The organism is Enterobacter sp. Bisph1, assembly GCF_000814905.1.
In the GTDB taxonomy this organism is placed as follows: Bacteria; Pseudomonadota; Gammaproteobacteria; order Enterobacterales; family Enterobacteriaceae; genus Kosakonia.
Genome location: NZ_JXAG01000043.1, coordinates 162,562 through 175,786, shown reverse-complemented (window position 1 = coordinate 175,786; position 13,225 = coordinate 162,562). Strand labels below are relative to the sequence as shown.

At 55.2% G+C, this 13,225-nt stretch carries 12 protein-coding genes; 9 read left to right on the top strand and 3 right to left on the bottom strand.

Annotation, left to right across the window (positions count from 1 at the left end; translation table 11 throughout):
- The first annotated feature begins 58 nt into the window (after positions 1–58).
- Positions 59–973 (top strand): ribonucleoside hydrolase RihC, encoded by a 915-nt coding sequence (gene rihC, locus RW65_RS14580; protein WP_039057494.1) that lies wholly within the window; start codon positions 59–61, stop codon positions 971–973.
- Here rihC and RW65_RS14575 read toward each other — a convergent pair.
- Positions 937–1,869 (bottom strand): LysR family transcriptional regulator, encoded by a 933-nt coding sequence (locus RW65_RS14575; protein ID WP_039057493.1) that lies wholly within the window; start codon positions 1,867–1,869, stop codon positions 937–939. The two genes, rihC and RW65_RS14575, sit on opposite strands and share 37 nt — an antisense overlap.
- A 93-nt stretch (positions 1,870–1,962) precedes the next feature.
- Here RW65_RS14575 and RW65_RS14570 point away from each other — a divergent pair, with 93 nt between their 5' ends.
- The 8 genes from RW65_RS14570 (at position 1,963) to folA (ending at position 11,958) form a co-directional block, all read left to right on the top strand.
- Positions 1,963–2,592: a serine-tRNA(Ala) deacylase AlaX gene (locus tag RW65_RS14570; RefSeq protein WP_039057492.1), complete on the top strand. Its 630-nt coding sequence runs from the start codon at positions 1,963–1,965 to the stop codon at positions 2,590–2,592.
- Positions 2,593–2,752: 160 nt separating this feature from the next.
- The gene (gene dapB / locus RW65_RS14565) at positions 2,753–3,574 is read left to right on the top strand and encodes a 4-hydroxy-tetrahydrodipicolinate reductase (RefSeq protein WP_039057491.1); all 822 of its coding nucleotides are present in this window, start codon (positions 2,753–2,755) and stop codon (positions 3,572–3,574) included.
- A 454-nt stretch (positions 3,575–4,028) separates the two neighbouring features.
- Entirely contained in the window at positions 4,029–5,177 is a 1,149-nt protein-coding gene (gene carA, locus RW65_RS14560; RefSeq protein WP_039057490.1) for a glutamine-hydrolyzing carbamoyl-phosphate synthase small subunit, read from the top strand.
- A gap of 15 nt (positions 5,178–5,192) precedes the next feature.
- Positions 5,193–8,417 carry a carbamoyl-phosphate synthase large subunit gene (gene carB, locus RW65_RS14555; RefSeq protein WP_039057489.1) on the top strand — a complete coding sequence of 1,075 codons (3,225 nt, stop codon included), beginning with the start codon at positions 5,193–5,195 and terminating at the stop codon, positions 8,415–8,417.
- A gap of 139 nt (positions 8,418–8,556) precedes the next feature.
- Positions 8,557–8,790, top strand: a complete 234-nt coding sequence (locus RW65_RS14550; RefSeq protein WP_039057488.1) for a YgdI/YgdR family lipoprotein — start codon at positions 8,557–8,559, stop codon at positions 8,788–8,790.
- Between the two features lie 129 nt (positions 8,791–8,919).
- Positions 8,920–9,450 carry a glutathione-regulated potassium-efflux system oxidoreductase KefF gene (gene kefF / locus RW65_RS14545; RefSeq protein WP_039057487.1) on the top strand — a complete coding sequence of 177 codons (531 nt, stop codon included), beginning with the start codon at positions 8,920–8,922 and terminating at the stop codon, positions 9,448–9,450.
- Positions 9,443–11,305 (top strand): glutathione-regulated potassium-efflux system protein KefC, encoded by a 1,863-nt coding sequence (gene kefC / locus RW65_RS14540; RefSeq protein WP_039057486.1) that lies wholly within the window; start codon positions 9,443–9,445, stop codon positions 11,303–11,305. Before kefF ends, kefC begins: the two co-directional genes overlap by 8 nt.
- Before the next feature lie 173 nt (positions 11,306–11,478).
- On the top strand, positions 11,479–11,958 hold the full coding sequence (folA, locus tag RW65_RS14535; protein ID WP_039057485.1) for a type 3 dihydrofolate reductase: 480 nt from the start codon (positions 11,479–11,481) through the stop codon (positions 11,956–11,958).
- A gap of 35 nt (positions 11,959–11,993) precedes the next feature.
- On the opposite strand, the gene apaH is transcribed toward folA, so the two are convergent.
- Complete coding sequence (gene apaH / locus RW65_RS14530) at positions 11,994–12,842, bottom strand: bis(5'-nucleosyl)-tetraphosphatase (symmetrical) ApaH (RefSeq protein ID WP_039057484.1); 849 nt, start codon at positions 12,840–12,842, stop codon at positions 11,994–11,996.
- Between the two features lie 4 nt (positions 12,843–12,846).
- On the bottom strand, positions 12,847–13,224 hold the full coding sequence (gene apaG, locus RW65_RS14525) for a Co2+/Mg2+ efflux facilitator ApaG/CorD (RefSeq protein WP_039057483.1): 378 nt from the start codon (positions 13,222–13,224) through the stop codon (positions 12,847–12,849).
- Position 13,225: the final 1 nt, after the last annotated feature.

The window sequence follows — 13,225 nt, the reverse complement described above, 5'->3', positions numbered from 1 at the left end:
TATGCGAAGATGCCAGACTCAGTCTGGCATTTTTTATGGCAAATCTTATGGAGGCGTTATGCGTGTGCCTATTATCCTCGACACCGATCCCGGTATCGACGACGCGGTAGCCCTTGCCGCCGCACTCTTTTCCCCGCAGTGCGATCTGAAGCTTATCACCACCGTTGCCGGTAACGTGTCGCTGGAAAAAACCACCCGCAACGCACTGCAGCTGCTCAATTTTTGGCAGGCGGACATCCCGTTGGCACAGGGTGCGGCGACACCGCTGCTGCGCCCGCTGTATAGCGCCGCGGACGTTCATGGGGAATCGGGCATGGACGGCTATGATTTTGTCGCGCATCAGCGCCAGCCGCTGGCAATCCCGGCCTTTCAGGCGATCCGCGATACGCTTATGGCCTCGCCGGAGCCGATCACGCTGGTGACCATCGGCCCGCTGACCAACATTGCGCTACTGCTGACGCACTATCCGGAGTGTCAGTTTGCGATTCGCCGTATCGTAATGATGGGCGGATCCGCCGGGCGCGGTAATTTCACCCCCAATGCAGAATTCAATATCGCTATCGATCCGGAGGCCGCCGCACGGGTGTTTACCAGCGGAGTAGAGATCGTCATGTGCGGGCTGGATGTGACTAATCGTGCAACGTTAACCCCGGCATTTATGGCGACGCTGCCCGCGCTGAACCAGACCGGCAAAATGCTGCATGCGCTGTTTAGCCACTATCGCAGCGGCAGTATGGCGACGGGGCTACGGATGCACGATCTGTGCGCTATCGCCTGGCTGGTGCGCCCGGAATTATTCACCCTGAAATCCTGCTTTGTAGCGGTGGAAACTCAGGGGCAATATACCGCCGGCACGACGGTGGTGGATATCGATGGCAAATTAGGTTTATCCGCCAACGCACAGGTCGCGCTGGATATTGATGTGGAAGGCTTTCGTCACTGGGTGACAGAGGTACTGGCGCTGGCGCCGTAAGAGGCCATCTTTTCCGTCAGGTAATCGATCATCGCCCGCACTCTGGCGGGCATATGCTGGTTACGCATCCATAGCAGCCACAGTTCCCCGCTGTAGCTGCTAATAAACTCCCACTCCGGAAGTACCTGCACAATTTCACCCCGCAACAGCGCCTGCTGGGCGGTAAATAAAGGAAGGCTGCCAATACCGATATGCCGTTTAACCGCATCCAGCCGCACACCGGTATGATTAGCGGCATAGCGTCCCTGGGTGTGGATGGTTTCGACTTTCCCGTTGCGGCGAAATTTCCAGCGCGCATCGGCGGGTGTTTCACCGAGGCTAATACAGCTGTGTTCACGCAGCGCCTGCGGCTGCAATGGCGTACCGTGCCGGCGTAAGTAGTCTGGTGTAGCGCAGATAACATGGGTGACCGGCATTAATGCGCGGCCATACAGCCCCGGCGAGGGTGAATCGGTGATACGCAGCGCTAAATCCACGCCGCCATCAATCAAATCGATATAACGATCTTCAAGGCGTAAGCAGACATCTACCTGCGGATAACGCTGTAAAAATTCCGGCATCAGCGGATGGATAACAAAATTGCCTACTGCTTTAGGTACGCTAATGGTCAGCTTCCCCTGGGCGACCTGCTGAGTGCTGCTCCCGGAATCAATGGCCTGGCGCGCCGCATCCAGCATTTGTAGCGCATGGTCGTAAACATGTTTTCCCGTCTCGCTAAGACCCAGTTTACGTGTGGTGCGATGCAGCAATTTGCTGCCCAGTTCGCGTTCAAGCCGCGATACGCTGCGGCTGATCGCCGAAGGGGTTGCACCGGAAATGCGCGCAGCGGCGGAAAAGCTCCCCTGTTCAACAATCAGTACGAAAGTAGCAAGGTCAGGCAGCAGGGAAAGGTTCATTGGTGCTTCTCAGGCAAAAGTGCAGTGCGTGAGCGCGGGATTATCGCTCCTCATAGATTGAATATACTCTTTCACTCAACAGGAGAACAACCGATGACAGAGCGTCTTTATTACACCAGCGATGCGCTGGAATGTACCGCCCGGCTGAAAAGCTGCACTGAACAGGCCGATGGCCGTTATGCAGTCGTGCTCGATCGCACCCTTTTTCACCCGCAGGGCGGCGGCCAGCCCGCTGACGCTGGTTTCATTAACGATATTAAAGTCGAAAGCGTGATTCAGCAGGAGGACGACGTTATCCATCTACTGGCGCAGCCGTTAGCCGCAGAAGAGGTCACTCTGAAAATAGAGGCGGATTCACGCGCGCTGCATAGCCAGTTACACTCCGCCGGGCATATGATTGGTTATGCAGGCGAACAATACGGCTGGCAGCCGGTTAAAGCCCATCACTGGCCGGGAGAAGGGCGGATTACCTTTAACGCCGGGGAGAACGCAATTTTACCGGAGAGTGAAGCAATCCTGGCACTCATCAATAGCTGGAAAGCCGCTGCGCTAGCGCGCATCGTTGAATTTAAAGCTGGACGGCGCAACGTGCGTTTTGGCGAGCTTCCGGCTTACGGCTGTGGTGGAACCCATATACCAACGCTTGCGGCGCTGGGAGAGGTGGTTATCAGCAATATCAAAATCAAAAAAGGCCAGCTTATTATCCATTACAGCGTGCAATAGGCCTTACTTCCGCTGCGCTTCGCCGTATCATGCCTTTTACTGATATTTCTGGCTGTATATCATTAAATTCTAATTATCGGTGTTTTCGGCTGGTGGCTCCGACGCGGGCTGGTTAATCTGGAAACGATTCTTAGCAAAAATTTAACAAAAGAGCACAACTATGCATGATGCATCAATCCGCGTAGCCATCGCGGGTGCTGGCGGACGTATGGGCCGCCAGCTGATTCAGGCGGCACTGGCTATGGACGGCGTCAAACTTGGCGCGGCGCTGGAACGTGAGGGTTCTTCTCTGCTGGGCAGCGATGCGGGCGAACTGGCCGGGGCGGCGAAAACCGGCGTAACGGTGCAGAGCAGTCTTGCGGCCATCAAAGATGATTTCGATGTCTTTATCGATTTCACCCGCCCGGAAGGCACGCTGGCACATCTGGCTTTTTGTCGCCAGCACCACAAAGGCATGGTTATCGGCACCACTGGTTTTGATGACGCGGGCAAGCAGGCTATCGCCGATGCGGCGCAGGATATCGCCATTGTTTTTGCCGCCAACTTTAGTGTCGGCGTTAACGTCATGCTGAAACTGCTGGAGAAAGCGGCGAAAGTGATGGGCGAGTATAGCGATATTGAAATTATCGAAGCGCACCACCGCTATAAAGTCGATGCGCCGTCGGGCACGGCGCTGGCAATGGGGGAAGCTATCGCTGGCGCACTGAATAAAGATTTAAAAGAGTGCGCTGTTTATACGCGCGAAGGGCACACCGGAGAACGCGTTCCCGGCACGATTGGCTTTGCCACCGTGCGTGCCGGGGATATCGTCGGTGAACATACTGCGATGTTCGCCGATATCGGCGAACGTGTTGAGATAACGCATAAAGCGTCCAGTCGTATGACCTTCGCCAACGGTGCGGTGCGTTCCGCTTTATGGCTAAAAGGGAACAAAGCGGGGCTTTTTGATATGCGAGATGTGCTTGATCTCAATAATTTATAAGATTTATTACCCATCGTGATGTGGTTTTAGCAATATTAATTTATTGATTGCAAAGGGCGATATTTTATTGCCCTTTAATTTTATCTCTTTTAGTTCGTTTTTTGCATCAAACCGCTTTTTCTTGCAGCTATCTCGCCATTTAATGTTGATTAATTGTGAATTTTGACCATCTGGTCTACTTTTTTCAACGCCCACGCTTAAATTTGCAATTTTCCTTCGACGCAAGCGTTTTCCAACACGGTTTATTTGCTATTTTTATCTGTTAAATTCCATAAAACAGAGCAGTGGCGTAAAAGAACAAGAAAAATAGCGGAGAAAAGTTGACTTTTAACCCACTTCTCTCCAGAATGCCGCCGTTTGCCAAAATTCCACGGCCAGCAAATTTGCATTGATTCAACGGTTACACATGAATTAATATGCAAATAAAGTGAGTGAATATTCTCTGGAGGGTGTTTTGATTAAGTCAGCGCTATTGGTTCTGGAAGACGGAACCCAGTTTCACGGTCGGGCCATAGGGGCAACAGGCACGGCGGTTGGGGAAGTCGTTTTCAATACTTCAATGACCGGTTATCAAGAAATCCTCACTGATCCTTCCTATTCCCGCCAAATCGTTACTCTTACTTATCCTCATATCGGCAATGTCGGCACCAACTCCGCTGACGAAGAATCCTCTCAGGTACATGCGCAAGGTCTGGTCATTCGCGACCTGCCGCTGATTGCCAGCAACTACCGCAATACCGAAGACCTCTCTTCTTATCTCAAGCGCCATAACATTGTGGCCATTGCCGATATCGATACCCGTAAGCTAACGCGACTCCTGCGCGAAAAAGGTGCCCAGAACGGCTGTATTATCGCTGGCGAAAATGTCGATGCCGCAGTGGCGCTGGAGAAAGCGAAAGCGTTTCCTGGCCTGAACGGTATGGACCTGGCGAAGGAAGTTACAACGGCGGAACCCTACAGCTGGACGCAAGGCAGTTGGACGCTGGCTGGCGAACTGCCGCCAGCGAAGAGCGAGAGCGAATTGCCGTTCCATGTTGTAGCGTACGATTACGGTGCCAAACGCAATATCCTGCGCATGCTGGTGGATCGCGGCTGCCGTCTGACGATTGTCCCGGCGCAAACCCCGGCGGCCGATGTCCTGAAGCTCAACCCGGACGGTATCTTTCTCTCGAATGGCCCTGGCGACCCGGCACCCTGCGATTATGCTATCGAGGCGATTAAAACCTTCCTCGATACCGAGATTCCGCTGTTCGGTATCTGTCTCGGCCATCAGCTGCTGGCGTTAGCGAGCGGCGCGAAAACGGTAAAAATGAAGTTTGGTCACCACGGCGGCAACCATCCGGTAAAAGATATCGATAACAACACCGTGATGATTACCGCGCAGAACCACGGCTTTGCGGTGGACGAAGCGACGATGCCAGCCAACCTGCGCGTCACGCATAAATCCCTGTTCGATGGCACCTTGCAGGGGATTCATCGCACCGATAAACCGGCGTTTAGTTTCCAGGGTCATCCGGAAGCAAGCCCCGGCCCCCATGACGCCGCGCCGCTGTTTGACCACTTTATTGCCTTAATTAAGCAGTATCGTAATACCGCCAAATAATCAGGAGAAAAAGCCATGCCAAAACGTACAGACCTAAAAAGCATCCTGATCCTTGGCGCTGGTCCGATTGTTATCGGCCAGGCATGTGAATTCGACTACTCTGGCGCGCAGGCGTGTAAAGCGCTGCGCGAAGAGGGCTACCGCGTTATTCTGGTGAACTCCAACCCGGCGACCATTATGACCGACCCGGAGATGGCGGACGCCACCTATATCGAGCCTATCCACTGGGAAGTGGTGCGCAAAATCATCGAAAAAGAGCGCCCGGATGCGGTGCTGCCGACCATGGGCGGCCAGACGGCGCTTAACTGTGCACTCGAGCTTGAGCGCCAGGGCGTGCTGGAAGAGTTCGGCGTCACCATGATTGGTGCCACCGCCGATGCGATTGATAAAGCGGAAGACCGCCGTCGTTTCGACATCGCGATGAAAAAAATTGGCCTCGACACGGCGCGCTCCGGTATCGCACACAATATGGATGAAGCGCTGGGTGTAGCGGCTGACGTCGGTTATCCGTGCATTATCCGCCCGTCGTTTACCATGGGCGGCACCGGTGGCGGCATCGCTTATAACCGCGAAGAGTTTGAAGAGATTTGCGCCCGCGGGCTCGATCTCTCCCCGACCAAAGAGCTGCTGATTGATGAGTCGCTGATTGGCTGGAAAGAGTATGAAATGGAAGTGGTGCGCGATAAGAATGACAACTGCATCATTGTCTGCTCGATTGAAAACTTTGACGCCATGGGGATTCACACTGGTGACTCTATTACCGTTGCACCCGCGCAAACCCTGACGGATAAAGAGTACCAAATCATGCGTAACGCCTCGATGGCGGTACTGCGTGAAATCGGCGTTGAAACCGGTGGTTCTAACGTACAGTTTGCGGTAAACCCGAAAAACGGTCGTCTGATTGTTATCGAAATGAACCCGCGTGTTTCGCGCTCTTCGGCGCTGGCGTCGAAAGCGACCGGTTTCCCGATTGCCAAAGTAGCGGCGAAACTGGCGGTCGGCTACACCCTCGATGAGCTGATGAATGACATTACCGGCGGGCGTACCCCGGCCTCGTTCGAGCCCTCTATCGACTACGTTGTGACCAAAATCCCGCGTTTTAACTTTGAAAAATTTGTCGGCGCGAATGACCGACTGACCACGCAGATGAAATCCGTGGGCGAAGTGATGGCGATTGGCCGCACTCAGCAGGAGTCGCTGCAAAAAGCCCTGCGCGGTCTGGAAGTAGGCGTTACCGGTTTCGATCCGAAAGTAAGCCTCGATGATCCGGAAGCACTGACCAAAATCCGCCGCGAGTTAAAAGACGCCGGTGCCGAGCGTATCTGGTATATCGCCGATGCGTTCCGCGCAGGGCTGTCCGTGGATGGCGTATTCAACCTGACCAATATCGATCGCTGGTTCCTGGTGCAAATTGAAGAGCTGGTGCGCCTGGAAGAGCAGGTTGAAAGCCTCGGTATTAACGGTCTTGATGCCGATTTCCTGCGTACCCTGAAACGCAAAGGTTTTGCCGATGCGCGGCTGGCGAAGCTGGTTGGCGTGCGTGAAGCGGAAATCCGCAAACTGCGCGATCAGTACAATCTGCATCCGGTGTACAAACGCGTCGATACCTGTGCGGCGGAATTTGCCACCGACACTGCGTATATGTACTCCACCTACGACGAAGAGTGCGAAGCCAATCCGAATCAGGATCGCGAAAAAATCATGGTTCTCGGCGGCGGGCCAAACCGCATCGGGCAGGGCATTGAGTTTGACTACTGCTGTGTACACGCTGCGCTGGCGCTGCGCGAAGACGGTTACGAAACCATTATGGTCAACTGTAACCCGGAAACCGTCTCCACGGATTACGACACCTCCGACCGTCTCTACTTTGAGCCGGTAACCTTCGAAGACGTGCTGGAAATCGTCCGCATTGAGAAACCGAAAGGCGTTATCGTGCAGTACGGCGGCCAGACGCCGCTGAAACTGGCGCGCGCGCTGGAGTCAGCCGGCGTGCCGGTGATTGGTACCAGCCCGGATGCTATCGACCGCGCGGAAGACCGCGAGCGCTTCCAGCATGCGGTTGAACGTCTGAAACTGAAACAGCCGGCCAACGCCACCGTCACGGCGCTGGAACAGGCGGTTGAGAAAGCGAAAGAGATCACCTATCCGCTGGTGGTGCGTCCTTCCTACGTCCTCGGCGGTCGGGCGATGGAAATCGTCTATGACGAAGTGGATCTGCGCCGCTACTTTATGACGGCGGTCAGCGTCTCTAACGATGCGCCGGTACTGCTGGACAAGTTCCTTGATGATGCCGTGGAAGTGGATGTTGACGCCATTTGCGACGGCGAAACGGTGCTGATTGGCGGCATCATGGAGCATATCGAGCAGGCAGGCGTCCACTCCGGCGACTCGGCCTGTTCGCTGCCGGCCTACACCCTGAGCCAGGAAATTCAGGATGTGATGCGCCAGCAAGTACAGAAACTGGCGTTTGAACTGCAGGTGCGTGGCCTGATGAACGTCCAGTTTGCGGTAAAAGATAACGAAGTTTATCTGATTGAGGTTAACCCGCGTGCCGCGCGTACCGTACCGTTCGTGTCAAAAGCGACCGGCGTGCCGCTGGCGAAAGTCGCCGCGCGCGTGATGACCGGTAAAACTCTGGCGCAACAGGGCCACACCAAAGAGATTATCCCGCCGTATTACTCGGTGAAAGAGGTGGTGCTGCCGTTTAACAAATTCCCAGGCGTCGATCCGCTGTTAGGGCCAGAAATGCGCTCCACCGGCGAGGTAATGGGCGTCGGTCGTACCTTTGCCGAAGCCTTCGCCAAAGCGCAGTTGGGCAGTAGCTCGACCATGAAAAAACAGGGCCGGGCGCTGCTTTCGGTGCGTGAAGGGGATAAAGAACGCGTGGTGGATCTTGCCGCGAAGCTGCTGAAACAGGGCTTCGAGCTGGATGCTACCCACGGTACGGCGATTGTGCTGGGCGAAGCAGGCATCAACCCGCGTCTGGTGAACAAGGTGCATGAAGGGCGTCCGCACATTCAGGATCGTATCAAGAATGGCGAATATACCTACATCATCAACACCACAGAAGGGCGTCAGGCGATTGAGGATTCCAAGCTGATTCGCCGCAGTGCGCTGCAGTATAAAGTGCATTACGACACGACGCTGAACGGCGGCTTTGCCACCGCGATGGCGCTGAATGCCGATGCCACTGAAAAAGTGATTTCCGTTCAGGAAATGCATGCGCAGATAAGCAAGTAATCTGCCCCCCTCTCTCCGTATCGGGGAGAGGGTTTTCTCCCGCCTCATTCAGAGTGTTCTGCATTTTCCCCACCGTTCAGTGAGTTAGCTAAAATATAATCACAAGCGATTGTCATTCACTGAAAGCAGGGAGATAAACATGCGAACGAAGCTACTGATGACCTCAATTTTTACTGCCGCAGCACTGTTTACCGTAGCGGGTTGTTCTTCTAACCAGTCGGTGCGCACTGTTGATGGCCGTACCATTGTCACCGACGGCAAACCGAAGGTGGACAAGGACACCGGCATGGTTTCCTATAAAAATGCGGAAACCGGTAAAACCGAGCAAATAAACCGCGATCAGGTGAAAAATATGAGCGAACTGGATAACTAATCCCATGCTCATCAGCGGTAGCTACGGCTGCCGCACACCTTTCCTCAATACCCGCACAGATTGCCGCTGTTTACCTGAGCACTAACTGTCTACACTCACAAGAAAAAGCGAGTGAAAACAGGTTAATTGATGATCCTCATAATTTATGCCCATCCTTATCCGCAGCATTCCCATGCCAACAAGCGCATGATCGAGCAGGCGGAAACCCTTAAAGACGTCGAAATAAGATCCCTGTACGAACTCTATCCTGACTTCAATATTGATATTGCCGCCGAGCAAGAGGCGATTTCCCGCGCCGATTTGATTATCTGGCAGCACCCGATGCAGTGGTACAGCGTGCCGCCGCTTCTTAAACTGTGGCTGGATAAAGTGCTGGCTCACGGCTGGGCTTATGGCCACGGTGGTACCGCCCTACGCGGTAAAAGCGTGCTGTGGGCGGTGACAACCGGCGGTGGCGATAACCATTTTGATATCGGATCCCATCCCGGCTTTGACGTGCTTTCCCAGCCGCTTCAGGCCACGGCGCTCTACTGTGGCATGCGCTGGCTGCCGCCTTTTTCCGTGCACTGTACTTTTATCTGTGACGATGAAACTTTGCAGGCGCAGGCGCGCCATTACAAACAACGTTTGCTGGCGTGGCAGGAGGTGTCGCATGGATAGCCATTCATTAATTCAGGCGCTGATCTATCTGGGATCGGCGGCGCTGATAGTCCCTATTGCCGTACGGTTGGGGTTGGGTTCGGTGCTTGGCTATTTGATTGCCGGCGGCATTATTGGGCCGTGGGGATTGCGGCTGGTGACGGACGCTGAATCCATCCTCCACTTTGCCGAAATCGGCGTCGTATTAATGCTGTTTGTCATCGGCCTTGAGCTGGATCCGCAGCGCTTATGGAAACTGCGGGCCTCGGTGTTTGGCGGCGGCGCGCTGCAAATGGCCAGCTGCGGTCTATTGCTGGGGGGTTTTTGCGTGCTGCTCGGGCTGCCGTGGCCGGTGGCCTTATTGATTGGCCTGACGCTGGCGCTCTCCTCGACGGCGATTGCCATGCAGGCGATGAACGAGCGTAACCTGACGGTATCGCAAATGGGGCGCAGCGCTTTTTCCGTACTGCTGTTCCAGGATATCGCCGCTATTCCGCTGGTAGCGATGATCCCGTTGCTGGCCGCCAGCGGTGGCGCAATGACGCTCTCTGCTTTTACGCTCTCGGCGCTTAAGGTGGTTGCCGCCCTGACGCTGGTGGTGCTGATTGGGCGCTACGTTGCCCGTCCGGCGCTGCGCTTTGTGGCTCGCTCCGGGCTGCGGGAAGTGTTCTGCGCCGTGGCGCTGTTTCTGGTTTTCGGCTTCGGGTTATTACTGGAAGAGGCCGGTTTGTCGATGGCAATGGGGGCGTTTCTTGCCGGTGTGCTGCTTGCCAGTTCTGAATACCGTCATGCGCTGGAGAGCGACATTGAGCCGTTTAAGGGTTTGCTGCTGGGGCTGTTTTTTATCGGCGTCGGTATGTCGATCGACTTCGGCACCCTGGTAACGCATCCGCTGCGGATTTTAGTGCTGCTGGTCGGGTTTTTGCTGATTAAAAGCGTCGTTCTGTGGCTGATTGCGCGTCCGCTGCGCGTGCCGGGCAAGCAGCGGTTATGGTTTGCCGCGCTGTTAGGGCAGGGCAGTGAATTCGCCTTTGTAGTGTTTGGTGCCGCGCAAACGGCGCAGGTGCTGGATAGCGAATGGGTGAAAGCGCTCACCCTGACGGTCGCGCTGTCGATGGCGGTAACCCCGCTGCTGCTGGTGCTGTTGACGCGCCTTGAAGCATCCAGCAGCCAGCAGGAGCGCGAAGCGGACGAGATCGATGAGGAACAAGCACGGGTGATTATTGCCGGGTTTGGGCGTTTCGGGCAGATCGCCGGACGTTTGTTACTCTCCAGCGGGGTAAAAATGGTGGTGTTGGATCACGACCCGGATCATATTGAGACGCTGCGTAAATTCGGTATGAAGGTCTTTTATGGCGATGCAACGCGTGTCGATTTACTCGAATCGGCGGGGGCCGGGCGTGCAGAAGTGCTGATCAACGCCATTGACGATCCTCAGGCCAGCCTGCAATTAACGGAACTGGTAAAAGAGCATTTCCCGGATCTGCACATTATTGCCCGCGCCCGCGATGTCGATCACTATATTCGCTTGCGTCAGGCCGGTGTGGATAAACCGGAGCGTGAAACCTTTGAAGCGGCGCTGAAAGTTGGCCGACTGGCGCTGGAAGGGTTGGGGCTGGGTTCCTATGAGGCCCGCGAACGTGCCGATCATTTCCGTCGTTTTAACACCTCCATGGTGGATGAGATGGCGCAGGGGGAGAACGATACCCAGGCGCGGGCGGCGGTATTCAAACGAACCAGTGCGATGCTGACGGAGATCATCTCTCATGACCGGAGCCATTTGTCGGTGACCCAGCGTCATGGCTGGCAGGGGACGGAAGAGGGACGTCATACGGGCGATCCCGCAGACGAACCGGCGGCAAAACCAGAGGCCTAAATTGTCGTTTTAATCTGCTGATTCCACTTTAGTTAAGCGCGGGCGGGGTAACGATGCCGTGCGGGGCCGCCCGCAAAACAGAAAATTTTCGCATTCTTTACCTCGCCCCCCGTCGACGAAAGATTGCGCTTTCCGTATAGTGGCGACAATTTTTTGCATCCGGGAATGAATAAATGATCAGTCTGATTGCGGCGTTGGCAGTGGATCGCGTCATCGGCATGGAGAATGCGATGCCGTGGAACTTACATGCCGATCTCGCCTGGTTTAAACGCAACACCCTGAACAAACCGGTGGTGATGGGCCGCCTGACGTGGGAATCCATCGGTCGTCCGCTGCCGGGCCGCAAAAACATTGTCATCAGCAGCCAGCCGGGGACGGACGATCGCGTGCAGTGGGTGAAATCCGTTGACGAAGCTCTCGCCCAGTGCGGCGATGCCGAAGAGATCATGGTGATTGGCGGTGGTCGGGTTTATGAACAGTTTCTGCCGAAAGCGCAGCGCTTGTACCTGACGCATATTGATGCGGAAGTGGAAGGCGATACCCATTTTCCGGATTACGATCCCGACGAATGGGATTCGGTGTTTAGCGAATTTCACGATGCGGACGCGCAGAACTCGCACAGCTACTGCTTCGAGATCCTTGAGCGCAGATAGTCAATGTTCCCCGGCGCAGGCCGGGGAACTGCATTTCACGAGGCAATCGCCTCGCCATCGCCCAAATCCATCTGACGGTTTGAGGCCTGCGTGAAGTACTGTTTGTCTTCCCAGCGCAGGCAGGTCAGTAAGCCGCCCCAGCAGCAGCCCGTGTCCAGACCGTAAATGCCTTCCGGCGTTCCCGTCCCTTCCAGCGAAGCCCAGTGACCAAAGACAATACTGTACTCTTGCGCCACCGGTCCCGGAAGTGAGAACCAGGGTTTAAGCGGCGCGGGAGCGTTCTCAGGCGTGTCTTTGCAGTACATATCCAGCTGCCCGTTCGGGAAGCAGTAGCGCATACGCGTCAACGCATTGGTAATAAAGCGCAGACGGGCGAGACCGCTGAGTTCTGGCGTCCAGTGGTTCGGCAGATCGCCGTACATTGCATCGAGAAATAACGGATAGGAGTCACTCGATAGCACCGCTTCAACATCACGCGCGCAGCGCTGAGCGGTATCCAGATCCCACTGCGGCGTAATGCCGGCATGGGCCATCACCAGTTTTTTCTCTTCGTCGATCTGCAGCAACGGCTGGCGACGCAGCCAGTTAATCAGTTCGTCAGCATCGGGCGCTTCCAGCAGCGGGTTTAATCTGTCTTTCGGTTTGTTACGGCTGATGCCTGCGAAGACCGCGAGCAGGTGCAAATCGTGGTTGCCCAGCACGATACGTACGCTGTCGCCGAGGGATTTGACGAAGCGCAACACCTCAAGGGAGCCTGCCCCGCGTGCGACTAAATCGCCCGTCAGCCAAAGCGTGTCCTGCTCTGGCGAAAACTCCACCTGTTTTAACAGCGCGATCAGTTCATCATAGCAACCATGAACGTCGCCAATAAGATAAGTAGACATGGTATTAATGGACTAGTGTTGGAACGGCGAGCCGGAAGACCGGGATAGCGATGCGGAAAGTTTCTCCCTCGGCATCGATCATTTCGTAATGGCCTTGCATGGTGCCCAGCGGCGTTTCGATTACCGCGCCGCTGGTATATTGATATTCACCGCCCGGCTCAATATGCGGCTGAACCCCAACCACACCTTCGCCCTGAACTTCCGTTTCGCGGCCATTTCCATTAGTGATAAGCCAGTAGCGTTTGAGCAACTGAACTGGCGTTCGCCCCAGGTTCCGGATGGTAATGGTGTAGGCGAAAACATAGCGTTCATCGTCGGGAGCCGACTGAGACTCAATGTAGATGCTCTGTACCTGAATACAAACTCGGGGCGAATTGATCATA

What these genes read in the sequence shown, in the direction of transcription:
- RW65_RS14570 (WP_039057492.1), top strand. Translation starts at nt 1,963, where the DNA reads ATGACAGAGCGTCTTTATTACACCAGCGATGCGCTGGAATGTACCGCC.
- apaG (WP_039057483.1), bottom strand. Translation starts at nt 13,224, where the DNA reads ATGATCAATTCGCCCCGAGTTTGTATTCAGGTACAGAGCATCTACATT.
- carB (WP_039057489.1), top strand. Translation starts at nt 5,193, where the DNA reads ATGCCAAAACGTACAGACCTAAAAAGCATCCTGATCCTTGGCGCTGGT.
- folA (WP_039057485.1), top strand. Translation starts at nt 11,479, where the DNA reads ATGATCAGTCTGATTGCGGCGTTGGCAGTGGATCGCGTCATCGGCATG.
- apaH (WP_039057484.1), bottom strand. Translation starts at nt 12,842, where the DNA reads ATGTCTACTTATCTTATTGGCGACGTTCATGGTTGCTATGATGAACTG.
- RW65_RS14550 (WP_039057488.1), top strand. Translation starts at nt 8,557, where the DNA reads ATGCGAACGAAGCTACTGATGACCTCAATTTTTACTGCCGCAGCACTG.
- dapB (WP_039057491.1), top strand. Translation starts at nt 2,753, where the DNA reads ATGCATGATGCATCAATCCGCGTAGCCATCGCGGGTGCTGGCGGACGT.
- kefF (WP_039057487.1), top strand. Translation starts at nt 8,920, where the DNA reads ATGATCCTCATAATTTATGCCCATCCTTATCCGCAGCATTCCCATGCC.
- rihC (WP_039057494.1), top strand. Translation starts at nt 59, where the DNA reads ATGCGTGTGCCTATTATCCTCGACACCGATCCCGGTATCGACGACGCG.
- kefC (WP_039057486.1), top strand. Translation starts at nt 9,443, where the DNA reads ATGGATAGCCATTCATTAATTCAGGCGCTGATCTATCTGGGATCGGCG.
- RW65_RS14575 (WP_039057493.1), bottom strand. Translation starts at nt 1,869, where the DNA reads ATGAACCTTTCCCTGCTGCCTGACCTTGCTACTTTCGTACTGATTGTT.